This is a genomic window from Nocardia aurantia (assembly GCF_009604425.1).
GTDB lineage: Bacteria > Actinomycetota > Actinomycetes > Mycobacteriales > Mycobacteriaceae > Nocardia > Nocardia aurantia.
On sequence record NZ_WEGI01000004.1, the window covers coordinates 500403 to 526687 of the forward strand.

The window sequence follows — 26285 nt, forward strand, 5'->3', positions numbered from 1 at the left end:
ATGGGCACCACCGCCGCCGAACACGAGGCGTACCGGGCGGTCGAGCACGAACTGGGCGTGCTCTTCCGCCGGGCGCGGGCGCTGTCCGCCGAGGTGGCCCGGGAGGTGCACCCGGAGCTCGAACCCGGCGCGTACGGGCTGCTCATCGGCACGTACGACTGCGCCCGCTCGCGGCCCAGCGATCTGGCCGAGCACTTCGGTGTCGGCAAGGCCACCATCAGCCGGCAGGCGAAGGTGCTGGAACAGCTCGGGCTGATCGAGCGCCGGCCCGACCCCGACGACGGTCGCGCCCACCTGCTGGTCCTCACGGACGAGGGACGCCGCCGGGTGGAGACCGCCCGCACAGCCCGGCAGGAACGCTTCCACGCGATGCTCCGAACCTGGTCGGTGGAGGATGTCCGCATGCTGGGCGGGATGCTCGCCCGGTTCAACGACCTTGCCGAGGGCAGGGCGGATCGCCGCTGAGGACGGTTCAGAATTGGCGTCGATCCGGCTGGTGGTGGGGTTGACCGATCGGCCGTAGTTCCGACTCCTTGGCAATGGATCGGGCCATCTCGCCGTTTTCTCGGTAAATGACGATCCCATACCAGTCTCGGTTCGTGTCCCCGCCACCAGACCAGCACGGCACCCCACCGAACACCGTCAACGCTTGCCGACTTGGATCGAACGGTCTTTCCGGCTCGGTCGAGGTCCAATCCTGACCGGGGACAACGGTTCTCCCGACATCATTCACCCATGGGGGCGGGCCTTCGAGCGCAGGCGACCGCTGCCACGGCGATCGCAGCGATAGGCCGAAAGGTGTGCGGATCGGTCGCAATCCCATCGTGCAAGCCTAATGATTCCGCCTTCTGCAGCGCAGCTTTCGCGCACCAGGTGACGGTCTGTCAGGCGCGCAGCACGGTTACCGTCCGGCTGGATGGTGTGATCGCAGTGGAGAATTCGGTGCGTTCGGCGATGGGCGGCGCGGTGGGGCGGCGGTCGAAGATCACGAGGAGGCCGGTGTCCAGCCGAGGCGGTCGAGGTAGCCGTCGAGTTGATGGAGGCCCTCATCGGTCGGGTCGGTGTACCCGCTGCGGCGGACCTTGATTTCGATGGCTTCGCGTTGGACTTCGCGTTTGCCCTCGGTGTCGACGTACGGCTGGCGGATCAGCAGGTCGATGCGGCCGCGGCCGAGGCCGTATTCGCGGTCGACGAAGCCGCCACCGTTGATGATTCGGTGCAGGTATGCCATGAGGACCAGTTGGGGCGCGACTTCGTGGTAAGCCTGTTTGCTGGTGAGGATTTCGCCGTGCTCGATCCAGAAGCGGGTGAATTCGCGGAGCAGGCGCGGGAAGTCGAGACGGCCGTCGGGAAATCGGAAGCTCGCGGGTGTGGCGGTGACATTGTCTTCGATTCCGGTGCCGAGGACTCGGACGATGACCTCGTTGTAGATCGGGTTGGCGATGCGGACGGATTTGTCGTCGGCGATCAGCCCGAGATCGCGGAGGTAGGAGACCGCGTCGTCGAAGGTGGAATCCGGGTCGATCAGGGTGCCCGCGATCAGCGGTTCGATCACGTGCTGTACCCGGGGCTCGTTCAATCTGGCGACCAGGGAGTCCAGATGTGTGGCGCGGGCGAGGATCAGGCGTTCCTTGGCTTCGTCGATGTGATCGTCGGTGATCGTGGTGCGTATCTTCATTCTCCGGATGACCTCCGAGGCGAGCGCGTTGACCAGCCAGGGTTGACCTGCGGAGTAGTGGTAGGCGAGATCGACTGCGCGGGTCGTGAATTCCTGTCCGGTCTCGGCGGTGTGCTGGGCATACAGCGTGCGGACCTCGGTCTCGTCGAAGTCGGCGAGGCGGATCGAGGCGACCGTGATGTTGAACGGGTGGGAGGTGAGGCGGTTTCTGTCGTCGCCGGTGGCGGTCTGGTGGTCGGTGACATCGCGCAGTCCGCACAATGCGATGGAGTGCACGAAACGAGCTCTGTCGGCGGTGTAGCCGTCCCGCAACTGTCGCAGCACGCTGATCAGGCTTCTGCCCTGTAGTGCATCTATTTCGTCGAAGAACAAGACGAGCGGGCGTGGGCACCGCGCCGCCCATTTCGACAGGCCTGCGACCAGGCGTCCGCCGGACTCGGCATCGGGCCAGTGGTCCGGCGGCTGCGCGTCGGCGGGCAGTGCCCATCGGGCCGCTGATCTGATGCTGTCGAGCACCAGCTTCTCGACGGCTGGAAAGTCTTCGCGCAGGGGTTCCGCGGTTTCACACGAGAACCGCAGTGCCGCATAGGTTCCCTCGGCAGTCAGTTGTGTCGCCAGCGCGTCGAGGCTGGTGGTCTTCCCGCTCTGCCGCGGCGCGTGGAGCACGAAATACTCACCGTAGGTGATGTATTCGCGTGCATCGGGAATGCGTTCGGTGGCCGAGAGCATGTAATGCAGGTGTGGGTGACACGGTCCGGCGGTGTTGAACGTCTTCACTGCCCCTCGCTGCAAACGTCGCCAGCAGGCCCGGTGCGGACCCCAGCGCAGCATACTGTCGGGCGCTCGGCCCGATCCTCGGTCATCACGATGGCGGGTGACGCCCTCGGCCCGGCCGGCCGGTAATGCGTCGATCACCCCGTTGCCGTCACCTTCGGTGGCGTGGTCGGTGGATGGGCGATCGACGGGGTCGATGGAGGTGCCGACTTCGCCGGGGTCGCGGGCTTTGTGGTCTTCGGTGCCGTGGTCGCCGCGGTCGCCGACGGTGTGGTCGTCGGTGGAGTGGTGAGTGTTCTCGACACCTTCGGTGATGTCGACGCCGTAGTCGAACTCGGCGCAACCGTGGTGGTCGGTGGAGTGGTCGTGGGCACGGTTGTAGTTCTGGTGGTCGTCGGTGCCGTTGTCGTGGTCGGTGTCGTCGTAGTGGTTTTCGGCACTGTGGTGGCCGGCGTAGTCGAGGTGACGGTGATGGTCGACGGGGCGGCCGATACCGTCACGGTGCTCGGGTCGGCTGTCACCGTGACCGTCGACGTATCCGTCGGGGGCACCGCGACGGTCACCGTGGATGTCGAGGTGGGGGCCACCGTGCCCGGGTCCGGTATGCCGGCTGGGGCTTGGATCGAAAAGCTCGCTGTGGCAGTGAGACTCGCGCTCATCGAGGCGGCGGCGGAGTTCGGCGGTGCGGGTTCCGCCGGTGGGGTTGTCGTCGGTTCCGGCGTCGCGGGTGCGACCGGGTCGGTACCGGGGTCGGTGGTGCCGGCCGCCGGTTGGTCGGTTCCGGTGTCACTGGTTGTGTCGGTGCCCGGGTTGTCGGCGGTTGCGGGGGTGCCGGGCGACTCCGGGTCCGTTGCGCTGCTCTGGTTCTGGGCGGCGCTGAAATCGTAGGTGCGGATGGTGGATTCGGCCGCGATCGCCGCCGCTGTGCTCGCTCGTGCCGGTGGGCTCGAATCCGCCCGTACCACGAGGGTTATCCCGATCGCGGTGGTCATCAGCGCCGCCAGCACGCCGGCGTGGGGGAGTTGCGCTCGCAACCGGCCGGGATGTGCGGCCGGGCCGCCGGGCCATGTCGGAAATCGATGTCGCGGTGCGGGTTCGGTCTCCCGGTCTTCGTTGTCTTCGACGGTGTGCAACGGTCTACTGCTTTCTTCCCCGCAGGCGTGCGGGTCGACGGAATCGGTGGTGGGCACGGCCGATGAATTCGGCTCGGTCACATGGCATGCGGAAACCGGCCCGGGCATCGTCGATTTCGGCAGTGGGCGGGCGCCGCGTAATCACGGACTCGTGCGGCAAAGTCCGGGCATCGAATCTCGAAGCGATTCGATTATTTTCCGATTCGAGGGAGGCTTTTCGATCGAAATTCAGGGTTTGGGATAGGGATCCACGTCGCGCAGGCGTTGCCGGTGGATGCGCTGCAGTTCGCCCGCGCGGGTGAGGAAGTCGGCGATTATTTCCAGTTCGGCGGAGTCGTACCAGGTGAGCAGCATCTTGTAGCTCTCGACCATCATGGGTGCGACCAGTTCCTGGACTCGGTGGGACGCGAGTTCGGTGGCCGTCACGATCACCCGGCGGCGATCGGTCGGGTGCAGCGAGCGGACGATGTAGCCCTGTTTCTCCAGCCGGTTGAGCATGATCGTGACGCCGGCGGCGGTGAGGCCCAGTCGTTCGGCGAGCATTCCCGGTGTCGTGGACTTCCCGTCCTCGAGCAGGACGATCTCCAGTGCGCGCCGATCGGTCTCGTTCACACCCAGCACCCTGATCAGTTCGCGGACCAGCTCTTCGGCGGTCTCATGGTAGAACTCCCGGGCCCTTCTGAGCTCGACCGAGATCCGGGCGGGTTCGGTTGTTCTCGGACACACAGGCTTTCCCCTCGACCACTCGAAACATCTGACGGCTCAGCAGAAGTCACCGATCGGGGCGTATCCGGTTGCCGGGCGCCCGATTCCGTCCGGGGAGTCAGGAAGTTGGCATGTGCGTTCCTGTCGATCGATTGGCCGGCGGCCCGAACCGCGGCCGACGGACATCACGAAAGCGGCTACCGCTCCGGCCGTCGGAACGACCGTGGGCTGTGTGGACATGCACTGTACGACACCGCGGCCGATGCGATACTGTGCATCGTATAATTCGATCGAGAATCAAACCCGAAGTGGGGCAACCACTATCGGGAACAGTGGATACCCGGTACGGCTCGGGTGGGACCCGGTCCGGGCTGCCGGCGCAACCCGGACCGGGCATGTTCACCACAGACCGCCGGCGCCGTCACGCCGTCCGCGGGCTCAGCTGACGGTTGTGGTGGTGATGGTCGGCGACGGGTTCGGGTAGCAGGAGGCCGCGACATTGCCGACCAGGGCGACGTTGGTCGTCACGGTCATGCCGGGGCTGGCGTAGCTGGTCCCCGCGTACTTGCTGGTGATCGGCGTTCCCGCAGCGCCCGCGGTGACGTTGAGGGTCACCGCCGGCGGGGTGAAGCTGGAGCCGCCGGCGATCGGACCCGGTATGGTCAGAGTGGTATTCCCACCCGAGGTGGAGACGGTGCCGGCCACGGTACCGCCGGAGGCGGTGGCCGAGACCAGCGTCGAATTCGCCGGAGTCGGGATGGTCATCTTCAGGTTGCTGATGTTGTTCACGGTGAAGCCGGAGGCCGAAGTCGGGACCGTCGAGGAACCCGAGGTGAAGGTGATGGCCACCGCCGAGCCGTGTACCGCCGAGGCCGGCGCGGTGCCGGTGACCGAGGTGGTCATGCTCGAGTTCGCGGGGATTCCGAAGATGCTGGCCTGGCAGGCCCAGTTCACGCTGATGGGGGTGGCATTCGCCGGTGCGGCCAGACAAAAGACGGTGGCGACGGCCATCGGGGCGAGAACGCCGGCGCGCAGCAGGGTCGAGAACGATCGCATGATTAACTCCAGGAAATGTAGAGCAACGGTACGGCGGGAAGTCGAACCGTAACAGTGGGTGTTTGAAATATAGCTCGTTCTCATCTTCACGTGGTGAAAATCGTCAATTATTCCGTGCCGTGAACGTCATTATCCGAAATTGATTGTTCACTGCGGATAGTTAATTGCGGTAAGTTTTTCTGAATGGATTCATCCCGATATCCGCGGGTCCGTCGCGGTGTGGGCAATCCCGCAATTCCCTCGAATGTGATCCCTCTCCCGAGATTACATCTGTGCTTGCCGGGAGCGGAGTCCGCGGGGTGCCGAACCGCGCCGGACGCCGGAATCGGCGGCGGCGTGGTCCGGTCGGTACCCGATGGTCAGGGTTTCGTCACCGTTTCCGCCGCCGGTTCCGGTCCTCCGGCGCATACCGTCGCAACGGTGAGCGGACTTGTCGAAGAGCAGCGGCGCCCGGCGGGCAACAGCGCGCGCGGTCCCGAGGTCGCCGCGCGGGTCGGTATCGCGCTCGGGACCGCGATACTGGTGTGTTTCGTGACGGGCCTGCTGAGTCATTGGATTCAGAATCCGCCGCAGTGGTTCCGGTGGCCGGCCCATCCCGTCTGGTTGTATCGGGTCACGCAGGGGGCGCACGTCGTGTCGGGCGTCGCGGCGGTGCCGCTGGTACTGGTGAAATTGTGGGCCGTGTATCCGCGGCTGTTCCAGCGGCTGCGGCCGCGGTCGCCGCTGTGGATCGCCGAGCGCGGCTCGATCGCCCTCCTGGTCGGTTCGGTCCTCTTCGAGTTGTCCACGGGGTTGGCGAACATCGCCCAGTACTACCCGTGGCAGTTCTTCTTCCCGGCCGCGCACTACGCGATGGCGTTCGTGGCGCTCGGGTCCATGGCGGTGCATCTGGCGGTCAAACTGCCGCTGATCCGCACGGTGCTCGCCCGGCCGGGCGACGCCGCGCCCGCGCCGGGCACGCCGCGGGTGTCGCGGCGCGCGGTACTCGGCGCCGCGTGGGTCGCCACGGGGGTGGCGGCGCTGTCGGTCGCGGGCCAGACCGTCCCCTTCCTGCGCTGGGCGGCGGTGCTCGCCCCGCGTTCCGGGCATGGCCCGCAAGGGCTTCCGGTCAACCGGACGGCCGCCGAGGCGGCGGTCACCGCGACGGCCCGCGATCCCGGTTACCGGCTCGTCGTCCGTGCCGGGGACCGCTCCCGGGCGTTCAGCCGCGACGAGCTGGCCGCCATGCCGCAGGCGGAGGCGGATCTGCCGATCGCCTGCGTCGAGGGGTGGTCGGCGTCGGCGCACTGGTCGGGGGTCCGGTTACGCGATCTGCTCGACGCCGTGGGTTACCACGGCGGGGACGTCCGGCTGACCTCGCTCGAACAGAGCGGCCTGTACCGCGGTTCGATCCTGCCGGCGCGATTCGCCACGGACCCTGACACTGTGATCGCCTTGACGCTGAACGGCGGCGTTCTGGACCTGGACCACGGCTACCCCTGCCGCCTCATCGCGCCGAATCGTCCCGGTGTGCTGCAGACGAAATGGCTGTGCCGGATCGAGGTGGCGTGATGATCACGGCCGTGCGCGCGGTTCTGCTCTGCGGCGGAATCGGACTGGGCTGGTACGGGATCGGCACACTGCTCGGATTCCCCACCCCGGCCCTGATCTCGGTCGTGGTGTGGTTCGCCGGCGGAATCCTGTTGCACGACGCGGTTTTCGCCCCGCTGGCCGCGATCGCCGGGATCGGTGGCCGCCGGCTGCTGCCGGTCCGCTGGTGGGGGCCCGCGGCCTGCGGCGCGGTGTGCACCGTGGCGTTGTCGGCGATCGCCGTGCCGGTGATCGCCAGGCACGGCGCGCGACCGCTGAACCACACGATCCTGGACCGTCCGTACGCGGCCGGGCTGGCCGGCGCGCTCGTGGTGGTGTGGGCGCTCGTGGCGCTCGCCGTCCTGGCGGGGCGAATCCGGCGTCGCCCGGAATCGGGCGCCGGCTCGTAGGCCGCCGTCGGCGGGCTCGGAAAAATTTTCGCCCGTTCGACCAAACCGGCACGGCCGGCAGTGCGAAGTCCTTTGCGTTCGTGTCTGTTGTCGCGCGGTCGCCGGTACGGCCGCCGGAGGAGAGGTCGGGAAAATATGCCCGCGATCTGACCCGAGCATCCACGCCCGGCCGGTCGTGCGCGGAACCCCGTGCGCGGCAAGCGGTTCCGTTGTGACCAGTTTCGGAGGAAACACGCAGGTGCGAACGTGACCGAGCAGGACAGTGCAGCGCCGGCCCGGATCCGGCATGTCGACGACGAGGGGCCGCCGCCACGGGCGTGTCCCGCCGGCGCCGGGCCCGGTGATCCGGAAGCGGCGGCGGAACTCGCGGAATTGGTCACGGCGGTGGCCGCGGGCGACCGTGGCGCGTTCACGCTGCTCTATCGCCGGACCAGTCATCGGGTGTTCGGACTGGCGTGGCGGTTGCTGGGCAATCGTGCGTCGGCGGAGGAGATCTCGCAGGAGGTGTATCTCCAGGTGTGGTCGCTGGCCGACCGGTACGACCGGCGGCTGGCCAGTCCGATGGGGTGGCTGATGATGCTGACGCACCGGCGCGCGGTCGATCGGATTCGCGCCGAACGGGCCGGGACGGACCGTGATTCGGTGTTCCAGGGCCTGCATCTGGTCCGCGATCACGATGTGGTCGCCGAGGAGGCCACCCAGAATCTGGAACAGCAGGCCGTGGTGCGATGCCTGGGCACGCTGACCGACCGGCAACGCGACACGATCACGATGGCCTACTACGGGGGACTGACCTATACCGAGGTGGCCCAGCGTCTGGACACGCCCGTAGCCACCGTGAAATCCCGCATCCGAGACGGATTCAAGCGACTCTCGGCGTGCCTGACAGGAAGCGACCCACGATGACCACCTCCGGCCCGCCGGACACCGGCCTGCTGGATCTGGCCTACCCGTACGCCCTCGACGCGCTCGGCGCGGACGAGCGGGCCGCCCTCGACGATCGGCGTGCCCACGCGCATCGGGTGGTCGCCGGTGAGTTCGATGCCGTGGTGCGCACGGTGCACGACACCCTCGCCCGGCTGACGGTCCTCGACGCCCGCCCCGCGCCACCGGCTCTGGAACACCGGATACAGCGGGCACTGGACCGCGCCCTGTCCGGGCGTGCCGCCGCCGCTACCGTGCCGTGGTGGCGGGCGCGGCCGGCCCGGCTCGCCGCCGCGGTGATCCTGACCGTGGCGCTGGGGACGGGCGCGGCGCTCACCGCGGCGCACCTGCACGGTTCCGGCGGCGGGGGCGTCGTCGCGGCGGTCGACAACGCCCCCGATGCCCGAATCCGGGTGGCGGACACGACCATCGGCGGCCGGATCCGGGTGCGCTCGTCGGCGGGGCTCGCCCGTGCCGTGCTGACCCTCGACGGGGTTCCGGCTCCGCCGCCGGGCCGGTCGTACCAGGTGTGGCTGGTCCAGCCCGGAGGTTCGCCGCGCTCGGCCGCGGTGTTCACCGCCGTGCCGGGATCGGAAGTGGCCGTGGACTATCGGCCCGCCGACACGGTCGCGGTCACGATCGAACCGCCCGGCGGATCACCCGCGCCGACGACCACACCGATCGGCAGCCTCGAGCTCACCTGACCTCGTCCGCGCCACCGACAGCATCGAAACCCGATGGGCTCCTGCGCGTTCAGCGAACCTCCGCACGTGTCCGGTGCCACCGCGACCCTGCGTGTTCAGCGATCCACCGCACGTGACCCTGTACCCTGCGACCCCGGAGTGACCGTGAATCCGCTTCGCCCACCGCGACTTTCCCTCGCCGGCCTGGCCCTCGCCACCGTGGCCCTCGTCACCGCGCTCACCCCGTCGGCCGAGGCCGCACCGGTGTATCCGGTCGCGGACCCGGACCCGTTCTACGCCGCGCCCGCCGATCTCGCCGCCAGCGCACCCGGTGACGTGCTGCGCACCCGGACCGTTCCCCGCTCGCCGTGGCCGGGAACCACCGTGTGGCAGTTGCTGTTCCGCTCCACCGACTCCGGGGGAGCGCCGATCGCGGCCGTCACCACCCTCATCTCGCCCGGGGCCGGGCCGCGGCCGCTGCTGTCCTACCAGCCCTTCGTGAACTCCCTCGGCTTGCAGTGCGCCCCCTCGCACACCCTGTTCACCGGCGCCCTGCAGGAAGCCCGCGCGCTCGAGCTGCTGCTGGCCCGCGGCTGGGCGGTCACCGTCCCCGACCATCTCGGACCCGCCGGCGCATACGGCGCCGCCCGTCTCGGCGGGCAGATCACCCTGGACGGGATCCGCGCCGTCCGGCGGTTCGCTCCCGCGGGCCTGCACGATTCGCCCGTCGGGCTCGCGGGCTATTCGGGTGGCGCGATGTCCACCGGATTCGCCGCCGCCCTGGCCCCCGAGTACGCCCCGGAACTGCCCATTGTCGGTGTCGCACAAGGCGGCCTGCCGGTGGATCCGGGCGAACTCGCCGCCCGCGTCGGCGACAACCCCAACCCCCTGTTCGGTCTCGGTTTCGCCGTGGCGGTCGGACTGCAACGCGAATACCCCGACCGGCTGCCCCTCGACGATCTGCTGACCCCCGCCGGGCTGGCACTGCGCGACCGGATCGCCGACGCCTGCACCGACGACATCATCTCCGCCGGGGCCGGTCATCACACCAGCGAATACCTCACCACCACCACGCTCGCCGCGGATACCGGCATCGCCGGGGTCCTGCACGACAATGCTCTGGAAGCCTTCCCCGGCACGCCCCGCGCGCCGATCTACCAGTGGCACGGCGCCGACGACCAGGTTCCCCTCGATCGGGTACGGGCAACCGTCGCGCGTTACTGCGCCGCGGGCACTCCCGTGCGACTCGACGTCATCCCGGGGGCCGATCACGGCGCGGCGATTCTTCCCGGCACCCTCCGCGCCGTCGCCTATCTGGCCGACCGCTTCGACTGCCGGCCCGCGCCCGTCGACTGCTGACGCCGAATCGGTTCGGCGGCAGGCGATCATCCGCCGCCGACCTCGGAATCCGCCGCGGTCACGTTCGCGACATAACACCGAAACATGTGATCCCGCCGATATCGTGCTGCCGGCCACCGTACCGGTATTCCGTGTGCGTCTCCCGGACGTCCGTGTCGCATCGGTGACGGTCGCCGCACTAGCGAGAATCGGCCTGCTCCAAGCGAAATGGTGACACTTGGGTACGGCCTTCGTCGCCGTTCGCCCACGTGGAGATATGGGCGAAAACATAAGTTCGTCGAAAATGGTTGGGATACAGTGCATCAGGCCAGTTCAAGGTGGGTCCACGGAAGTTCGGCGGTGATGCGAAAGGCGGCAATATTCCGAGAATCTCCAGTAACAACAGGGACTTTCGATATCGCCGCGGATATGGGGTGGCTCACAATTCGGGCGGCGATCCGCACCCGGCGGGCACAGACGCTGTGGAGCGGGCGGGAAACAAGGCGCGGACGGTGGTTAGTGTGGACGGGTTCGTTCGAGCCGAGGAGAACGGTTGAAAGCCTTTCTGGCAATTGTAGTTACCGTGCTTGTCAGCCCCATGATGCTGCTGGCCGGGCAACCGGCCACCGCCCAACCACCCGACAAACCGGCACCCGTGGCGCCGGATACCGCGGGACCGTCGCCACTACAGCAGTGGATCGACAACACCATTCCCGCACCGCCGCTGGTCGCGGCGCCGCAGCCGCCCGAGGCGGAGCAGGCGGCCCTGTGGCGGGCCATCCTGTCGTCACCGGTGGCGGACCCGACCTTCGACGCCTGGCCCGCGGGACTCGAGACCCTGGCGCCGGGGCAGGTCATCGAGACCCGCAACATCACCGCCACCGCGGCGACCATGTTCGACGCGCCGATCGCGCGCGCCACCCTCGTGAAGTTCCGGTCCACCTCGGCGGCAGGGACGCCGTCGTTCGGTACCGCCACGTTGCTCGAGCCCGCCGCCGCGTGGAACGGGCCGGGGCCGCGGCCGGTGGAGGTCGACACGCTGCCGATCAACGCGCTGGGACTGCGCTGCACGCCCGGTTACACGATCTCGCACGGCGTGCGCGACAACCACGCCATCAACGTGTTCCTGCCGGGCGTCGCCACGGCGCTGAACAAGGGCCACACCGTTCTGGTCCCGGACCACGAGGGGCCGCTGGTGGCCTACGCGGAGCCGACCGTCGCCGGGCACATGACGCTCGACTCCATCCGCGCGATCCGGTCGCTGGCTCCGGATCGGTTCGGCGACAGCCGTTTCGCGGTCACCGGCTACTCCGGTGGGGCGATCGCCTCGTACGCGACGGCGATGCTGCTGCCCGAGTACGCGCCGGAACTGGCGGCTGTGCTGGTGGGCGCCTCGATCGGCGGGCTGGTGACCGACTATGTCGCGGTGGCGCACGTGTTCAACGGGCACAGCGCATCCGGGATCCTGCTGTCGGTGGCGCTGGCCATGTCCCGGGAGCACCCCGACATGCTCCGGTACATGAACCATCTCGCGCAGTGGGTGGGCACCTCGCCGCTGAAGAACATCTGCGGTGACGCCGACGGCCCGCTCGGTGCGGTGGGCATCCCGGTGGAGGTCGCGGCGAACATCGATCATCCGCTGGAAAGCGGTATCTCCGAGGAGATTCAGCGCCGGACCGATCTCACCGGCCGCACATCCGGTGTGCCGCTGTACATCTACCACGGAGCCGACGATTTCTGGATCCCGATCCAGGGACCGCAGCGGATGTACCGATCGCAGTGCGCCCGCGGGGTCGCGGCGGAATTCCGCACGGTGCCGGGCGAACACGTCTCCGCGATGCTGAACGGCGCGGGCGGTTCCGTCGACTGGATCGATGCCCGGTTGCGCGGTGAACCCGCACCGAACGAATGTGCGTGACAAGCTTTTCCGCGAACGAGTGCGCCCCCGCCCCGGCCGTCACGGCCGGGGCGGGGGCGCACTGTCGTGATCTCCCTCAGCAGTCGGCGGGGGCCGGTTCGCCGCGCAGTCGCGCGAGGATCCAGTCGTCCAGACCGGGCGAGCCGGTGACGTAACCGATCAGGTGCTCGCCGGGCACGACCCGGAAGACGGCCGGAACGCCACGGCCGCACTGCTGCTGGGCGGTCCGCCGGGCGTCCTCGAGCGGGATCCACGGGTCGTGCGCACCGTGGTAGATGTACAGCGGGACGGCCGAGGTGCGGTCGCCGAGATTCAGCCGGTCGAACATCTCCTCCGCGATCGGAGTGTTCAGGGAGTCACCGACATTCGCGACGACGTCCATCGGGAACCCGACCACGCCGAGCGGGCCGTCCGCGTCGCCGCAGATGTCCTTCAGCGGCGAGGTGCCCACCCACTGCGCGAGATGGTTCATGTACGGGAGCATCTCGGGATGCTCCCGCGCGACCGCCAGCGCGACCGACAACAGGATCCCGGAGGAGATGTTGCCGTTGAAGCGATGGGCGATGTCCCGATTGTCGGTGACCACACCGCCCGCGGCCGCGCCGACCACGACATCCGCCAGCTCGGGCGCGTATTCGCGCAGCAGCATCGCCGTCGCGTACGAGGCGATCGCCCCGCCCGAGTAGCCGCTGATCACGAAACGGCTGTCGCCGAACCGATCCGGGCCCATCGTCCGCGTCGCGCGGATCGAGTCGAGGATCACGTGCCCGGCGACGTTCGGCTCCGCGTACGCCATCAGCGGACCTTCGTGGTCGGGCACCAGCACCGCGTGCCCCTGGCCGAGCGCCCACCAGATGGACGGCAGGAACACCGCGAAATCGGTGTTCGGCTTGTCCAGAATGCCGTGCGACAGCTGGTATCCCGGCGTGCAGTGCGCGCCCAGCGAATTGATCGGCAGCGCAACCACTTCCACCGGCTGCGGGCCCTGGCCGGCCCACCCGGCCGCCGGGGTGATCAGGGTCGCCGTGCCGAAGGTGGGCGCGCCCGTCGCGGAGGTGGACCGGTACTTCAGCAGCTGCGCCTGCCGGATCGGCACCGCCATCCGCGTGGCGGCGGTGGCTGTGACATCCCGGGTTTCGATGATCTCGCCCGGCTGGAGGCCGTCCAGGCTCGGCGGCGAGGTGTCGAAGACCGGATCCCCGGTCGGTGTGGACAGGATGCCCTTCCACAGCGTGCTGTCGTCGGCGGCGACCGGCGGTGCCGGGACGGTGTTGTCGATCCACTGCTGCAGCGGTGACGGACTCGGCGCGGCCGGTATCGCGGGTGGCGGCGGGACGTCGGGGGGTTGTGCGGTGGCGGTCGGCTCGGCCAGCATGATGGGGCTCACAAGCACGGTAACAACCATTGCCAGAAAGGCTTTCAACCGTTCTCCTCGGCTCGAACGAACCTGTTCACCCTAGCCACACCGGCCCCGCGGCCCCCCTGCGCTCCGGCGCATCTGTGCCCTGTCCGCCAACGCGCAGCCACCCGTTTGTGACCGGCCCCAAACCGAAACACGCTCGAACTCGATGTCCGGCACGGTCGTACGCGGTCCGGCTATCCGGTGGCCAAGGTCACCCGCATGGTGCCGTCGGGGTCCAGGACCACGGTGTGCGCGCAGGCGGGTGGACCGCCGCCGGCTTCGGCGCCCGTCGCGAGGTCGTACGCGCGGCCGTGCAGCGGGCACACCACGACGCCGGCGTCGACCAGACCGTCCGCCAGCGGGCCGCCGTGGTGCGGGCACGCCGCGTCGAGGGCGCGTAGCCCGCCGTCGCGCAGCCGGTAGACCGCGATCTGGCGGTCGTCGAGGACGAAGGCGCGGCCTTCGCCGGGCGGGATGTCGTCGAGGACCCCGATGATGTGCTCGCTCATCGCATCGGCACCCGAGGCAGCGGAATCAGGGGCAGGGCGGTGCGATAGCGGTCCGGGGCGCCCGATTGTGCCGCGGCCCACGGGTCCTGGTACGCGTCCACCGATTTCTGCACGGCGGCATCGAGATCGGCGGCGATGCCGTCGCGGTCGTCGACCACCACGGCGCGGATCGTCTCGATGCCGACCCGGGGCACCCAGGCGTAGGTCCGTTCCAGCCAGTCGGCGTTCTCCCGGTAGTACTGGAGGAATCGCCCGGCGAGCGTCAGCACCTCGGCGGCGGTGCCGACGGTGGCCAGCAGGTCGCCCTTGCGGATGTGGGCACCCGCCGCGCCGCCGACGTAGATCTCCCAGCGGCCACCGTCGATCGCCACCACGCCGAGATCCTTGCAGAGGGCCTCCGCGCAGTTGCGCGGGCAGCCGGTGACGGCCAGCTTCATCTTGGCCGGGCCGGGGATGCCCTGGAAGCGCTGCTCCAGGGCGATGCCCAGCGCGGTCGAGTCGCCGAGTCCGTAACGGCAGAATTCGCTTCCCACACAGGTTTTCACCGTGCGGAAGCTCTTGCCGTAGGCGTATCCGGAGGGCATGCCGAGATCGGCCCACACCGCGGGCAGATCCTCCTTGCGGATACCGAGCAGGTCGATGCGCTGGCCGCCGGTGAGTTTGATCATCGGCACGTCGTACCGGTCGGCCACATCGGCGATGCGGCGCAGCTGATCCGAGGTGGTGACGCCGCCCTGGATCTGCGGCACCACCGAGAACGTCCCGTCGCGTTGGATATTGGCGTGCACCCGGTCGTTGATGAACCGGGCGTCGGGCTCGTCGACGAAGTCCGCGCCCCACATCATGTGCAGCAGCGACGCCAGGGCCATCTTCGAATGCGCGTCCTCGCGGCCGTCGGGGGCGAGCGCCGCGAAAACCGAGGACACCGAACGTAATCCGAGTTCGCGGATCAACCGCATCAGCTCGGGTTTCGGATACGGGACCCCGGGGACGTACCAGGATGCGGCCGGGTCGTCGGCGACGGCCCCGCCGGCCGCCCATTCGACGATCTGCGTGACCAGCGACTTGCACGATCCGCAGCCCTTCCCCGCGCGGGTGGCCGCCATGACGCCCGCCACCGACTGCTCACCGGACCGCACGCAGCTCACCAGCGTGGCCTTGCTGACACCGTTGCAGTTGCAGACCTGGGCGTCGTCGGACAGTTCGGCCGCGCCGACCTCGACCGGCGGGGTGCCGAGGTCGAACATCAGCGACACCCGTTCCGGCGGTAGCGGCAGGCCACGGTCGAAGGCCTGCATCAGGAAGGCCACCTTGCGGACGTCGCCGAGCAGGGTGGCGCCGACCAGTTTGTCGTCGCGGATGACGATGGTCTTGTAGACGCCGAGGCGCGGCTCGCTGAACTGGACGAACTCGTCGTCCGCGCGTTCGGGGCCCTTCAGGCCCATCGAGGCGACGTCGACCCCCGCGACCTTCAGCTTCGTCGCGGTGCGCGAACCGTGGTATCGCGCAGCCGGATTCGCGCCGGTGAGATGGTCGGCCAGCACCACGGCCTGCTCCCACAGCGGAGCGACCAGGCCGTACACCTGTCCTCGATGCTCGGCGCACTCGCCGACGGCGTAGATGTGGTCGTCGTCGACCGACCGCATGTGGTCGTCGACCACGACGGCCCGCCCTACGGTCAGCCCCGCACCGCGCGCGAGCCCGACGTTCGGGCGGATACCCGCGGCGACCACGAGCATGTCGCAGTCGACTCCGGTGCCGTCGGCGAACGTCACGCCGGTGACGGCGCCGTCCGCCCCGCGCACCCCGGTGGTCGCGGTACCCGTGTGCACGGTGATGCCGAGTTGCTCCACCGAGCGGCGCAGGATCGCGCCGGCCGGGTCGTCCAGCTGGGCGTTCATCAGGGTGGTGGGGGAGTGCACGACGTCCACGGCCAGCCCGCGCTGTTGCAGTCCGCGGGCCGCCTCCAGGCCGAGCAGCCCGCCGCCGACCACCACCGCGTGGGTGCGGGACGCGGATTCGTCGATCATCGACAGGCAGTCGTCCAGGCTGCGGAAGCCGAAAACGCCGCGGAGCAGCGTCTTGTCGTCGGCCCACATCCCCTCGATCGGCGGGAAGAACGAGCGGCTGCCGGTCGCGATGACCAGCCGGTCGTACCGCAGGGCCGTGCCGTCGTCGGCGTGCACGATCCGTGCGTAGCGGTCCAGCCGCACCACCCGGACCCCGGCCCGCAGATCGATGCCGTTGTCCGCGTACCAGTCCAGTGGGTTGAGATAGATCTCGGTCGTATCGTCCGATCCCGCAAGCACATTCGACAGCAGGATGCGGTTGTAGTTGCCGTAGGGTTCGTCGCCGAAGACGGTGATGTCGAACAGGTCGGCGCCGCCGCGGGCGAGGATCTCCTCGACCGCGCGAGCGCCGGCCATGCCGTTGCCGACGACCACCAGCCGCAGCTTGTTCCGCGTGTCCATCTCGTTGTCCTCCCGCTCAGATCTCGATCAGCCCGAGGTCGATGACGACGGTGCCCGCGGATTCGGCCGGCGCCAGCAGGCGCAGTTCCAGGACCGTGTCGGCGAGCAGGTCCTCCACCACGCGCAGCGAGACGTGCAGTGTGCCCTTCGCCGCGATCGGGAAGTACCGCATCGGATCTCCGTCGCGGTAGAGCGCGATCGTGATCATCTCGTCCGCCGAATTGCCGCCGCGGAAGTACACCGGCTGGGTCGTCGCGCCGGCCGGTACGACATAGCGCAGCGACTCGTCGACGGTGACGGGCTCGGTGAAGCCCTTGCCGCGGAACTCGAAGACTCCCTGGAGGAATCGTGGTGTGCTGCCGTCATTCATGGTGCTGCTCGCCTTCGACGTCGGAATCGTGGGCCGGGACGTACTTGTCGACCGCCACCGCGCACACCTTGAACTCGGGCATGCGCGAGTGCGGGTCCAGGACGGGATTGGTCAGGAGGTTCGCCGAGGCCGGGCCACCCCAGTGGAACGGGGCGAAGACGGTGTCGGCGCGCACGTCGGCGCTGATCCGCGCGGTCAGCACCGCGGTGCCGCGGCGGGTGCGCAGCCGGACCGGATCACCCTCGCGCACCCCGAGGCGCAGTGCCAGCGAGTCGTGCAGTTGCACCGTGGCGACCGGCTCGGCGTCGCGCAGCCGGCCCACCCGGCGGGTCTGGGTGCCGGACTGATAGTGGCCGGCCAGCCTGCCGGTGGTGAGGTAGTACGGATAGTCCGCGTCGGGCGTCTCGGCCGGGCCGCGATGCTCCACCGCGTGGAACCGCGCGCGGCGATCCGGGGTGGGGAAGTCGACGGTGAACAGGCGCGGCGTGCCCGGATGCCGCGGCGACGGGCAGGGCCAGAAGACGCCCTGTTCGGCGGCGATCCGGGCGTGGCTGATGCCGGTGTAGTCGGCCTTGCCGCCGCTGCTGGCGCGGCACAGCTCCGCGAACACCTCCGCCGGGTCGTCGTGGAATCCGCTGTGCCCCAGGCGGTCCGCCAGCGCGGACAGCGCCTCGAGGTCGGTCCGTACCTCCGGTGGCGGCGGCACCGCGCGGTTGCGCAGGATCACCCGCCCCTCCAGATTGGTCAGCGTGCCGGATTCCTCCGCCCACTGCGCGCTGGGCAGCACCACATCGGCGAATTCGGCAGTCTCGGAACGGAAGATGTCGGAGACGACGAGAAAGTCCAGCTGTCCCAATCGTTCCCGGATCCGGCCGGCGTGCGGCGCGGAGACCGCGACGTTCGAGGCCAGCACCCACAGTGCCCGCACGCCGCCCGGGGTGCCCAGCGCGTCGAGCATCTCGTAGGCGGACCGGCCCGGTTGCGGTAGCGACGCCGCCGGCACGCCCCACACCGCGGCGATGTGCTCGCGGGCGGCCGGGTCGTCGAGCCGCCGGTAGCCCGGCAACTGATCGGCCTTCTGCCCGTGTTCGCGACCGCCCTGTCCGTTGCCCTGTCCCGTGATCGACGCGAAGCCGGCATACTCACGGCCCGGAAGTCCCAGCGCCAGAGCGAGATTGATGAACGCCGACACGGTGTCCGTGCCGGTGCTGTGCTGTTCGGCGCCGCGCGCGGTGAGCACGATGACCCGTCGCGCCCCGCCGAGCATGCGGGCGGCCGCGACGAGATCGGCCTCGGGTACCCCGGTGATCCGTTCCACCCGGTCGGGCCAGTACAGCCGCACTCCCCGGCGCACGGCCGCGAAACCGGTGGTGCGTGCGGCGATGTAGTCGTCGTCGATCAGGCCCTCCCGCACCGCCACGTGCAGCATGCCGTTCGCGATCGCCAGATCCGTGCCGGGCACGGGTTGCAGGTGCAGATCCGCCAGGGCCGCGGTGGCGGTCCGCCGGGGATCCACCACGATCAACCTGCCGCCACGGGCCCGGCATTCGTCGAGGAATCGCATCGCCGGCGGCATCGTATCCGCCGGATTGGCGCCGACCAGCAGGATCACGTCCGCCTCGGCCAGATCGGCCAGCGGGAACGGCAGCCCGCGATCCACGCCGAACGCCCGCTGCGCCGCGGTCGCCGCCGCCGACATGCAGAACCGCCCGTTGTAGTCGATCGCGGAGCTGCCGAGCACCACGCGCACGAATTTGCCGAGCTGGTAAGCCTTTTCGTTGGTCAGGCCGCCGCCGCCGAAACAGCCGACACTGTCGGGGCCGTATTCGAGTCCGGCGTGCCGGAACTCCCGGGCGATCCGGTCCAGCGCCTCGTCCCAGCTCGCGGGCCGCAGCGGCCCGTCCCGCGCGTCGCGGATCAGCGGTCCGGTCAGCCGCTCGGGATGACCGAGCAGCTCGGCCGCCGTCCAGCCCTTCGCGCACAGCCCACCCCGGTTGGTCGGGAAGTCCGGCTGCGGTGCGAGTGTCACACCGGATCTGTCGGTTTCCAGCGTGATTCCACACTGCAACGAGCAGTAGGGGCAGTGCGTCCGGACCAGCGTCGCCACCATGAGCATCAACCGTTCGAATCGACCACAACCGGGCAGACTTCACCGTAGGCAGCCCACGTTTCGGCGGTATTGCCCCGATGCATCGGGCATGAAAGCCGGTCTCCGGGCCGATCCGTCCGAAATGTCGCGATTCGGCTCGGCGTCGCGCCGGGACCGGTGCCGTAGGGTAGCCACGAATGTCCGGCTTGCTTCCTGGAAGAGGTGGGTTTCGACATGTCCGATGATGTGTCCTGGACGCGGCCGGCGGCGCTGGCCATCCCCCGGGAAGGCTATTTCGAATTGCAGCGCGGCCGGTACGGGCCGATCTATCCACGGACACCCGCGTGTTACGGATTCTCGATCATCGCGAAGGTGAAGCCCGGCCGGGAGGAGACGATCCGGGCCTACGGGAAACAGATCGAGGAGGCGGTGGCGGCGAACCCGGAGGTGCTGGCTCCGCTGCGCCTGCACTATCTGCGCTGGCAGTTGTTCGATGTCGGATCCGGTCTGCACTTCCAGTATCAGGGGATATTCGACACGGATTTCGACAAGTACACCGAGGACGCCGTGATGCTGTTCTCGCAGACCGGTATCACCACCGTGTTCACCAATCTCGAGGGCTTTCCGGAGGATTGGAAGGAGAACCCGGAGGCCTTCGTGCGGTTCGTCCGCGAGCATCAGTGCCCCAGCTTCCTGGAATACGGTGAATACCCGTATGTCACCGCTGACGAGGTCAAGAAGGCGCTGCGGCTGAAGGCCGCGTTCTCCGACATGCTCGACCAGATGCAATGAGCGCCGCCGCCCCGGCGCTGGAACTCGACGACATCCAGCACATCCTGCTGACCCGGACCCCGGCGCTGACCGGCCGCTACGAATTCCTCTCCTTCGACGACCCGGCCGGCGGGCGGGCCTGGGTGACCGGCCTGCTGGACCGGGTCCAGTCGGCCGCCGACGCGCGCGCCACCCTGGACGACTCCCGGCGCTGGATCACCCTCGCCTTCACCTGGTCCGGCCTGCGCGCCCTCGGTGTGCCCGAATCCGCGCTCGACACCTTTCCGGCCGAGTTCCGCGAGGGCATGGCCGCCCGCGCCGACATCCTGGGCGACACCGGCGCGAATCACCCCGATCGATGGGTGGGAGGTCTGGCCGGTGCGGACCTGCACGCCATCGCGATCCTGTTCGCGCGCACCGAATCCGAGCATCGGCGCTGCGTCGCCGCGCATCGCGAACACGTCGCACGGTGCGCGGGCGTGCGGGTGTTGTCTGTCCTGGATCTGAACGCCACACCCCCGTTCGATCATGCCCACGACCACTTCGGATATCGGGACCGGTTGTCCCAGCCGGTGATCGCGGGTTCGGGGGAGGAGCCCACGCCGGGTTCGGGCGGCGCGCTGCGACCCGGTGAATTCATCCTCGGTTATCCCGACGAGGAGGGGACGATTCCGGTCCTGCCGCAGCCGGAGGTGTTGTCCCGCAACGGGAGTTACCTGGCCTACCGGCGGCTGCGCGAACACGTCGGCGCGTTCCGGGATTTTCTGGCCGCGCACGCCGACACCCCCGAGGGCCGGGATTTTCTGGCCGCGAAGCTGATGGGCCGCTGGCGAAGCGGCGCTCCGCTGGTGCTGGCCCCCGATCACGACGATCCAAAACTGGGCGCGGATCCGCTGCGCAACAACGACTTCGACTACGGTTCGATGGATCCGCACGGTTACGCGGTGCCGCTGGGCGCGCACGCGCGGCGGCTCAACCCCCGCGACACCGCGGTGAACATGAACCGCCGCAGACTGATCCGCCGCGGCGCCACCTACGGGCCGGCCCTGCCGGAGGGCGCGGCCGACGACGGCGCCGACCGGGGGATCGCGGCGTTCATCATCTGTGCCGACCTGATCCGGCAGTTCGAGTTCGCGCAGAACGTGTGGATCAACGACAGGTCCTTCCACGAACTCGGCAACGAACGCGATCCGATCGTCGGCGCGCAGGACGGCACGCTCGACTTCACCGTGCCCAAGCGGCCCATTCGCACGGTGCACAAAGGCATTCCGGCCTTCACGACGCTCACGGGCGGGGCGTACTTCTTCCTCCCCGGCCTGCGGGCGCTGCGCTACCTGGCGACCCTCGACGAGTGAAAGGCGGTCCGGGACCGTGGATTCCCTCGCTTCCGCACGCACCTACAACCAGGATCACGTCCCGCGCGAGCGCGACGGCCGGCGGCGGATCAGCATCTACTGGACCTGGAGCTATCCGTGGGAGGCCCAGCGCGACCCGGCGGAGATCTACAACCGGTTCTCCACCATCACCGAGGTCCGCAACGCCGCCTGGCCGGCCTACGAGACACCCGACTTCGCGTCGGCGAATTTTCTGCAGGGCATCGCCGGCACCCTGGAGCTGTTCCACCGGTCCACGCTGGCGTTCCAGCACGTCGCCGCCGCGGCGACCGGGCATCCGGTCGCGGTGTTCCAGCGCGTCGACCAGGCCGGATACCGCCTGCCCATCGACGAGCGCATCCTCGCCGACACCGACACGCTGATGGTGTTCGGGCTCGACCATCTGCTCGCCGGTCAGGACGCCGCGCCCGAGGAGATCGAGGCCCTGCGCGAGTGGCTGCGCCGCGACGGCACCTGCCTGCTGCTCGCACCCCACCACGACGTCGGCTTCACCGAGGATCTCACCCAGCGGCAGACCGAATATCGCCATCACGGTGACCCGCTGGTGCCCCGGCAGCAGCGATTCGGCGGCTACACCCGCTCGCTGATGACGGCGCTCGGCGTGCCGGTGCACAACATCTGGGGCCTGCGTCCCGCCGTCACCGACGGCACCGGGGAGATCGCGCCGCTGACCGGTTTCCCCGACCTGGACGATCTGCGGCTCCTGGACAACGTCACGACCCTGAATTTCCACCCGCACCTGCCGCACTACCAGCTCACCGGCCCGGAATCCGGCGCGGTCCGCGTCCTGGGCCGCCAGCGCGTCGATCCGGCCCGCCCGCACCCGTTCACCGAAGCCGGCGAGACCGAATTCAACGCGCTGATCTGGATGCCCCCGGACGCAACCCGCGCCGGTGACATCGTGCTCGTCGACTCCACCCATTTCACGACCCTGTTCGGCGGCACCGACAGTCTGGAGCACCTCTGGCGCAATCTCGCCACCATGCGGTGATGTACGCATCCGGGGTGACTGTCCATCGTTGTGGCAGTCCCGGCTCGGTATCATCGTCGGGGTGACGTCGCAGCCGCTGTTCCACCATCCGGTCTGCCTGCTCGGGCGACTGGATTTCCATGCGCAGGAACGGTTCACGAAGGCGCTGGCGCCGTTGGGGCTGCTGCCCCGCCAGTTCGGGATGCTGAGCCTGCTCGCCGAGAACGACGGCCAGAGCCAGCAGCAACTGTGCGAATCGCTGGACGTCCACCGGAACGTCATGGTGGGTTTGGTCGACGAACTGGAGAAGCGGGACCTGGTGGAACGCCGTCGCCATCCCGGGGACCGCCGCGCGCACGCCGTCCATCTGCTGCCCACCGGCCGCGCGCTGCAGGCCGAGGCCGAGCGACTGCTCGACGAATTCGAGACCGAACTGCTCGGCGGGCTGAGCCGCGAGGAGGCGCGGACCCTGGTCGCGCTGCTCCAGAAGGTGGGGCGGCACGCGGGCCTGGACTTCGTCGCGCACCCGGGGCTGACGGCAGGAGCCCCTGCCGTCGGTCCCTGAGCGGACGGTCACCGCTGCCCGAGCATGCGGCGCACTTCCGGGACGACGAAATCCCGGACGTTGTCGAGGACACCCTGTCCGGGCGAGCGTCGCGCCTCGAGCACCAGCGTGCCGTGCGCGGCGGCGCGGACGATCAGCCGCTCGCGGGATACCGCTTCCACGCCGGTCCCCAGCACCAGTACCGTGTACCGGCCGGTGCCGAGTTCCGCGATCGTCTCGTCGTCGCTGTTCACGCCGACCGCGGGGAAGCCGTGATCCGCCAGGATCGCCGCCGCCGCGTGCACCACGGAACTGCGGCCCAGTACGAGAATCTTGGTGTCGGTCATGCGTCCTCCGATTCCGGCAGTGCGGTCGATACGTGCGCGGCCCGGGGCACCGCCAGGAATCCGGCGGCCACCACCACCAGCACGCCGATCACGTAGCGGAGCGTGGATGCGAAGGCGTACACGAACTCCGCGCCGCCGGTCGCGCTGCTCGCCCGGTCGAAGAAGATCAGCGCGGCCAGCGCGACGCCGATCGCGAAGCACACTTGCTGAACCGTGTTGAGCAGTCCGGATGCCGCACCGGCCTCGCGATGCGGTACCTGACCGAGCAGCAGCGCCAAGGTCGGCGCGATCACCATGCCGAAGCCCAGGCCGGAGACCACCTGGATCGGGACAATCGCCCAGAGGCTGATCGACGTGCCGAAATGGGCTGCCGCGCAGGCGAAGACGGCGAATCCGGCCGCGAGCAGCATCGCCCCGGCGACCGATACGTCGCGGCCGAATCTGGGGACCAGCTTCTCCGGCGCCACGCCCGCGCCGACGCCGACGCCGGCGGCGAAGGTCGCGGCGGTCAGACCGGCGCGCAGCGGCGTCCAGCCCAGCCCGGCCTGCATGAAAAGGGTCCAGATCAGGAAGAATCCGCCGGCCGCGATCCAGAACAGGCCCCACATCACGAGGCCCACCGCGAACGGTCGCGACCGGAACACGGTGAAGTCGACCAGCGCCCGACCGGCGCGACGTCGCTCGAACGCCACGAAAGCCGCGAAGACGAGCACCGAACCGGCGATCATCACGAGTAGCCAAGCGGGCCAATGCAATCGGCTACCCTCGGTGAGCGGGTACACGAGCAGTGCCACCGCTGTCGTCACGATCAGCGCGCCGGCGACGTCCAACCGTGGCGCGGCCGCCGCACGGGAGTCGCGGACGGCGAACCACGCGGCGATGGTCACGGCGATGCCGACCGGGACGTTGATCAGGAAGATCGGCCGCCACTGCCAGCCGAACAGATTCCATTGCACCAGAACGCCACCCAGCGCGAGGCCGAAGACCACCGACGACCCGGTGACCGCGCCGAAGATCCCGACCGCTTTCGCGCGTTCGTGCGGCGGAAAGGAGACGCGCAGGATCGCGAGGATCTGCGGAATCATCAACCCGGCGAACGCGCCCTGCGCGAATCGGCAGCCGATCAGCATCGCCGGGCCGGCCGAGATGCCGCACAGCAGTGAGGCGATCGTGAATCCGATGATGCCCGTGAGGAACAACGGCTTGCGGCCGTGGATGTCGCCGAGGCGACCGGCGGTGATCAGCACCGCCGCGAAGGCCAGCACGTAGGCCGACACGATCCATTCGATCTGTGCGTACGGGGCGTGCAGGTCGTGCTGGATGCTCGGCACGGTGACGTTCACGATGCTCGTATCCAGCAGGTCCATGAAACCGGCCGCCAGCACGACCGCGAAGGCGAGCCATCGGCGGGGGTCGGGCCCGGGATCGGGCTCGGGGGGAACAACTTCCACTGTCGGCGCGGGCCGGGTGTCTCGATCCATGTGGGAAAGTATGCACACAAAGTGATTACCAATCAATGTGATTATCACTTGCGGATGCCTATGTGATCGCTTCCGGTGCACATGCCGAGATCGCCGACCGGATCGCCGCTCCCGTGAGCCCCGGCACCGCGGACTTCGAGGCCCGGCGGTCCGCTTTCGCCGATCGGTCCGCCCGGTGGGACCGGCGCACCGGTAGGCTCGGTTCTCGTGGCCGGTCTGCGAGTGGCGATGGGCATAGGGTCCGCCGGGACGATTCTCGGTGTGGCCGAGCTGGTTTCGGTCCCGGTGGGCCGGAGCAGCGCGCCGCTGGACGCGTTCGGCTCCGCGGTGGTCGACAACACGCCGCAGGGCCTGCGGGAGTGGGTCATCGGGACCTTCGGCACCAACGACAAATTGCTGCTGTTCGCGGTGATGATCGCGGTCGCGGTCGGCGTGGCCGCGGCCGCCGGTGCGCTGGAACGGATCACGCGGCCGCTCGGGTCCGCGCTGTTCGTCCTCTTCGGCGCCGCCGGCGTGGCCGCGGCGGTAACTCGCGCGCACGCGACGTGGACCTCGGCGCTGCCCACCGTGGTCGGCGTCGGCTGCGGGCTGGTGGTGTTGCGGATCCTGGTCCGGCGGGTGCCCGGCGCGCAATCGGGGACCGATGCGACCGCGGCCGGCACGGGCTCCGCCACGAGCGGACCCTCGCGGCGCGGATTCCTCGGCGGCCTGGCCGCTTTCGGAGCGCTGGCACTGACCACCGGTGCGGCCGGGCGGCTACTCGCCGTGCGGGCCGCGGACGTCTCCGGTAACCGGGCGGCGGTCCGCCTGCCCGTCCCGGCCGAGCCCGCGCCGCCCGTGCCCGCCGAGGTGTCCGTGCCCGGGCCGGTCTCGTTCCTCACCCCGAATTCCGGCTTCTACCGGATCGATACGGCGCTGACCGTGCCGCAGGTGTCGACCGACGACTGGACACTGCGCATCCACGGGCTGGTGGACCGCGAAATCACGATCGGCTACGCCGATCTGGCCGCCCGGCGGCCGATCGAGCGGGTGCTGACCATGACCTGTGTGTCGAATCCGGTGGGCGGCAACCTGATCGGCACCGCGCGCTGGCTCGGCTATCGGGTGGCGGATCTGCTGGCGGAGGCGGGAGTGCGGCCGGGCGCCGATATGGTGCTGTCCACCAGCGTCGACGACTTCACCGCCGGAACCCCGTTGAGCGCGTTGACCGACGGCCGGGACGCGATTCTGGCGATCGGCATGAACGGCGAGCCGCTGCCGATACCGCACGGATTCCCGGCCCGTCTCATCGTCCCGGGCCTGTACGGGTATCTGTCGGCGACCAAATGGGTGACCGATCTCGAGGTCACGAGATTCGATCGGGCGCGCGGATATTGGGCCCGGCGGGGCTGGGCGGTGTCGGGCCCGATCAAGACCGAGGCGAGGATCGACACCCCGAAATCGGGGGCGGCGCTGACTCCCGGACCGGTCGCGATCGCCGGGATCGCCTGGGCACAGCGGCGCGGAGTCACCGCGGTCGAGATCCAGATCGACGACGGTGCGTGGACCCCCGCGCAGCTGTCGGCGGAGTACTCGATCGACACCTGGCGGCAATGGGTCTACCGATGGGACGCCACACCCGGGAAACACACGATACGAGCGCGCGCCACCGACGGTACCGGCGTCGTACAGACCGCCGACGTCCGAGAACCCGTCCCCGACGGCGCCTCGGGCTACCCGTCGATCTCGGTCCGGGTGGGATAGCGGCGG

General features: G+C 69.2%; 24 protein-coding genes. 14 read left to right on the forward strand and 10 right to left on the reverse strand.

Features of this window, described 5'->3' with window-relative positions; translation table 11 throughout:
* The gene (locus NRB56_RS11620; RefSeq protein ID WP_227837502.1) at nucleotides 1-465 is read left to right on the forward strand and encodes a MarR family winged helix-turn-helix transcriptional regulator; all 465 of its coding nucleotides are present in this window, start codon (nucleotides 1-3) and stop codon (nucleotides 463-465) included.
* 520 nt (nucleotides 466-985) lie between these two features.
* Here NRB56_RS11620 and NRB56_RS11625 read toward each other — a convergent pair.
* A complete protein-coding gene (locus NRB56_RS11625; protein WP_319942855.1) occupies nucleotides 986-2455 on the reverse strand; it encodes an AAA family ATPase in 1470 nt (489 codons plus the stop codon).
* Nucleotides 2456-2617: 162 nt separating this feature from the next.
* Here NRB56_RS11625 and NRB56_RS11630 point away from each other — a divergent pair, with 162 nt between their 5' ends.
* Complete coding sequence (locus NRB56_RS11630; protein ID WP_153341166.1) at nucleotides 2618-3340, forward strand: hypothetical protein; 723 nt, start codon at nucleotides 2618-2620, stop codon at nucleotides 3338-3340.
* 294 nt (nucleotides 3341-3634) lie between these two features.
* On the forward strand, nucleotides 3635-3829 hold the full coding sequence (locus NRB56_RS11635) for a hypothetical protein (protein ID WP_153341168.1): 195 nt from the start codon (nucleotides 3635-3637) through the stop codon (nucleotides 3827-3829).
* On the opposite strand, the gene NRB56_RS11640 is transcribed toward NRB56_RS11635, so the two are convergent.
* Both NRB56_RS11640 and NRB56_RS38860 read right to left on the reverse strand, forming a co-directional pair.
* Entirely contained in the window at nucleotides 3814-4311 is a 498-nt protein-coding gene (locus tag NRB56_RS11640) for a MarR family winged helix-turn-helix transcriptional regulator (protein ID WP_319942856.1), read from the reverse strand. The two genes, NRB56_RS11635 and NRB56_RS11640, sit on opposite strands and share 16 nt — an antisense overlap.
* Nucleotides 4312-4728: 417 nt before the next feature.
* Nucleotides 4729-5346, reverse strand: coding sequence for a hypothetical protein (locus NRB56_RS38860; protein ID WP_227837504.1), 618 nt, complete (start codon nucleotides 5344-5346; stop codon nucleotides 4729-4731).
* Nucleotides 5347-5766: 420 nt separating this feature from the next.
* On the opposite strand from NRB56_RS38860, the gene NRB56_RS11650 reads away from it, so the two are divergent.
* The 6 genes from NRB56_RS11650 to NRB56_RS11675 all read left to right on the forward strand — a co-directional run bounded on the left by NRB56_RS11650 (nucleotide 5767) and on the right by NRB56_RS11675 (nucleotide 12188).
* Nucleotides 5767-6897 (forward strand): molybdopterin-dependent oxidoreductase, encoded by a 1131-nt coding sequence (locus NRB56_RS11650; protein WP_319942857.1) that lies wholly within the window; start codon nucleotides 5767-5769, stop codon nucleotides 6895-6897.
* Entirely contained in the window at nucleotides 6897-7325 is a 429-nt protein-coding gene (locus NRB56_RS11655; RefSeq protein WP_153341170.1) for a hypothetical protein, read from the forward strand. The genes NRB56_RS11650 and NRB56_RS11655 overlap by 1 nt, the downstream gene beginning before the upstream one ends.
* A 246-nt stretch (nucleotides 7326-7571) precedes the next feature.
* A complete protein-coding gene (sigK, locus tag NRB56_RS11660; RefSeq protein ID WP_319942858.1) occupies nucleotides 7572-8231 on the forward strand; it encodes an ECF RNA polymerase sigma factor SigK in 660 nt (219 codons plus the stop codon).
* Nucleotides 8228-8953 carry an anti-sigma factor gene (locus NRB56_RS11665; RefSeq protein ID WP_153341172.1) on the forward strand — a complete coding sequence of 242 codons (726 nt, stop codon included), beginning with the start codon at nucleotides 8228-8230 and terminating at the stop codon, nucleotides 8951-8953. Before sigK ends, NRB56_RS11665 begins: the two co-directional genes overlap by 4 nt.
* Nucleotides 8954-9097: 144 nt before the next feature.
* Entirely contained in the window at nucleotides 9098-10291 is a 1194-nt protein-coding gene (locus tag NRB56_RS11670; RefSeq protein ID WP_319942859.1) for a lipase family protein, read from the forward strand.
* Between the two features lie 562 nt (nucleotides 10292-10853).
* Nucleotides 10854-12188: a lipase family protein gene (locus tag NRB56_RS11675; RefSeq protein WP_319942860.1), complete on the forward strand. Its 1335-nt coding sequence runs from the start codon at nucleotides 10854-10856 to the stop codon at nucleotides 12186-12188.
* Nucleotides 12189-12264: 76 nt separating this feature from the next.
* Here the strand turns inward: NRB56_RS11675 and NRB56_RS11680 are convergent, their stop codons facing one another.
* The 5 genes from NRB56_RS11680 to NRB56_RS11695 all read right to left on the reverse strand — a co-directional run bounded on the left by NRB56_RS11680 (nucleotide 12265) and on the right by NRB56_RS11695 (nucleotide 19056).
* Entirely contained in the window at nucleotides 12265-13581 is a 1317-nt protein-coding gene (locus tag NRB56_RS11680; protein WP_319942861.1) for a lipase family protein, read from the reverse strand.
* A gap of 203 nt (nucleotides 13582-13784) precedes the next feature.
* On the reverse strand, nucleotides 13785-14099 hold the full coding sequence (locus NRB56_RS11685; RefSeq protein ID WP_153341178.1) for a Rieske (2Fe-2S) protein: 315 nt from the start codon (nucleotides 14097-14099) through the stop codon (nucleotides 13785-13787).
* Complete coding sequence (gene nirB / locus NRB56_RS11690) at nucleotides 14096-16570, reverse strand: nitrite reductase large subunit NirB (protein WP_153341179.1); 2475 nt, start codon at nucleotides 16568-16570, stop codon at nucleotides 14096-14098. Before nirB ends, NRB56_RS11685 begins: the two co-directional genes overlap by 4 nt.
* 16 nt (nucleotides 16571-16586) lie before the next feature.
* Nucleotides 16587-16940: a molybdopterin oxidoreductase gene (locus NRB56_RS38300; protein ID WP_194290811.1), complete on the reverse strand. Its 354-nt coding sequence runs from the start codon at nucleotides 16938-16940 to the stop codon at nucleotides 16587-16589.
* Nucleotides 16933-19056, reverse strand: a complete 2124-nt coding sequence (locus NRB56_RS11695) for a molybdopterin oxidoreductase family protein (RefSeq protein WP_319942862.1) — start codon at nucleotides 19054-19056, stop codon at nucleotides 16933-16935. The genes NRB56_RS38300 and NRB56_RS11695 overlap by 8 nt, the downstream gene beginning before the upstream one ends.
* A 207-nt stretch (nucleotides 19057-19263) precedes the next feature.
* On the opposite strand from NRB56_RS11695, the gene NRB56_RS11700 reads away from it, so the two are divergent.
* The 4 genes from NRB56_RS11700 to NRB56_RS11715 all read left to right on the forward strand — a co-directional run bounded on the left by NRB56_RS11700 (nucleotide 19264) and on the right by NRB56_RS11715 (nucleotide 22729).
* Complete coding sequence (locus NRB56_RS11700; protein ID WP_153341181.1) at nucleotides 19264-19821, forward strand: hypothetical protein; 558 nt, start codon at nucleotides 19264-19266, stop codon at nucleotides 19819-19821.
* Entirely contained in the window at nucleotides 19818-21155 is a 1338-nt protein-coding gene (locus NRB56_RS11705) for a Dyp-type peroxidase (RefSeq protein WP_153341183.1), read from the forward strand. Before NRB56_RS11700 ends, NRB56_RS11705 begins: the two co-directional genes overlap by 4 nt.
* 16 nt (nucleotides 21156-21171) lie before the next feature.
* Nucleotides 21172-22185 carry a hypothetical protein gene (locus NRB56_RS11710; RefSeq protein WP_319942863.1) on the forward strand — a complete coding sequence of 338 codons (1014 nt, stop codon included), beginning with the start codon at nucleotides 21172-21174 and terminating at the stop codon, nucleotides 22183-22185.
* Between the two features lie 61 nt (nucleotides 22186-22246).
* Nucleotides 22247-22729, forward strand: coding sequence for a MarR family winged helix-turn-helix transcriptional regulator (locus tag NRB56_RS11715; protein WP_319942864.1), 483 nt, complete (start codon nucleotides 22247-22249; stop codon nucleotides 22727-22729).
* A gap of 8 nt (nucleotides 22730-22737) precedes the next feature.
* Here the strand turns inward: NRB56_RS11715 and NRB56_RS11720 are convergent, their stop codons facing one another.
* Together NRB56_RS11720 and NRB56_RS11725 are read right to left on the reverse strand one after the other, a co-directional pair.
* Nucleotides 22738-23055 (reverse strand): hypothetical protein, encoded by a 318-nt coding sequence (locus NRB56_RS11720; protein WP_153341185.1) that lies wholly within the window; start codon nucleotides 23053-23055, stop codon nucleotides 22738-22740.
* Nucleotides 23052-24536: an MFS transporter gene (locus NRB56_RS11725; protein ID WP_153341186.1), complete on the reverse strand. Its 1485-nt coding sequence runs from the start codon at nucleotides 24534-24536 to the stop codon at nucleotides 23052-23054. The genes NRB56_RS11720 and NRB56_RS11725 overlap by 4 nt, the downstream gene beginning before the upstream one ends.
* A 207-nt stretch (nucleotides 24537-24743) precedes the next feature.
* Here NRB56_RS11725 and NRB56_RS11730 point away from each other — a divergent pair, with 207 nt between their 5' ends.
* Nucleotides 24744-26279, forward strand: a complete 1536-nt coding sequence (locus NRB56_RS11730; RefSeq protein ID WP_406603461.1) for a molybdopterin-dependent oxidoreductase — start codon at nucleotides 24744-24746, stop codon at nucleotides 26277-26279.
* Nucleotides 26280-26285: the final 6 nt, after the last annotated feature.

Excerpts from the sequence above, each read along its gene's own strand:
- NRB56_RS11620 (WP_227837502.1), top strand. The coding sequence starts at position 1 with ATGGGCACCACCGCCGCCGAACACGAGGCGTACCGGGCGGTCGAGCAC.
- NRB56_RS38860 (WP_227837504.1), bottom strand. The coding sequence starts at position 5,346 with ATGCGATCGTTCTCGACCCTGCTGCGCGCCGGCGTTCTCGCCCCGATG.
- NRB56_RS11655 (WP_153341170.1), top strand. The coding sequence starts at position 6,897 with ATGATCACGGCCGTGCGCGCGGTTCTGCTCTGCGGCGGAATCGGACTG.
- NRB56_RS11665 (WP_153341172.1), top strand. The coding sequence starts at position 8,228 with ATGACCACCTCCGGCCCGCCGGACACCGGCCTGCTGGATCTGGCCTAC.
- NRB56_RS11685 (WP_153341178.1), bottom strand. The coding sequence starts at position 14,099 with ATGAGCGAGCACATCATCGGGGTCCTCGACGACATCCCGCCCGGCGAA.
- nirB (WP_153341179.1), bottom strand. The coding sequence starts at position 16,570 with ATGGACACGCGGAACAAGCTGCGGCTGGTGGTCGTCGGCAACGGCATG.
- NRB56_RS38300 (WP_194290811.1), bottom strand. The coding sequence starts at position 16,940 with ATGAATGACGGCAGCACACCACGATTCCTCCAGGGAGTCTTCGAGTTC.
- NRB56_RS11695 (WP_319942862.1), bottom strand. The coding sequence starts at position 19,056 with ATGCTCATGGTGGCGACGCTGGTCCGGACGCACTGCCCCTACTGCTCG.
- NRB56_RS11700 (WP_153341181.1), top strand. The coding sequence starts at position 19,264 with ATGTCCGATGATGTGTCCTGGACGCGGCCGGCGGCGCTGGCCATCCCC.
- NRB56_RS11705 (WP_153341183.1), top strand. The coding sequence starts at position 19,818 with ATGAGCGCCGCCGCCCCGGCGCTGGAACTCGACGACATCCAGCACATC.
- NRB56_RS11720 (WP_153341185.1), bottom strand. The coding sequence starts at position 23,055 with ATGACCGACACCAAGATTCTCGTACTGGGCCGCAGTTCCGTGGTGCAC.
- NRB56_RS11725 (WP_153341186.1), bottom strand. The coding sequence starts at position 24,536 with ATGGATCGAGACACCCGGCCCGCGCCGACAGTGGAAGTTGTTCCCCCC.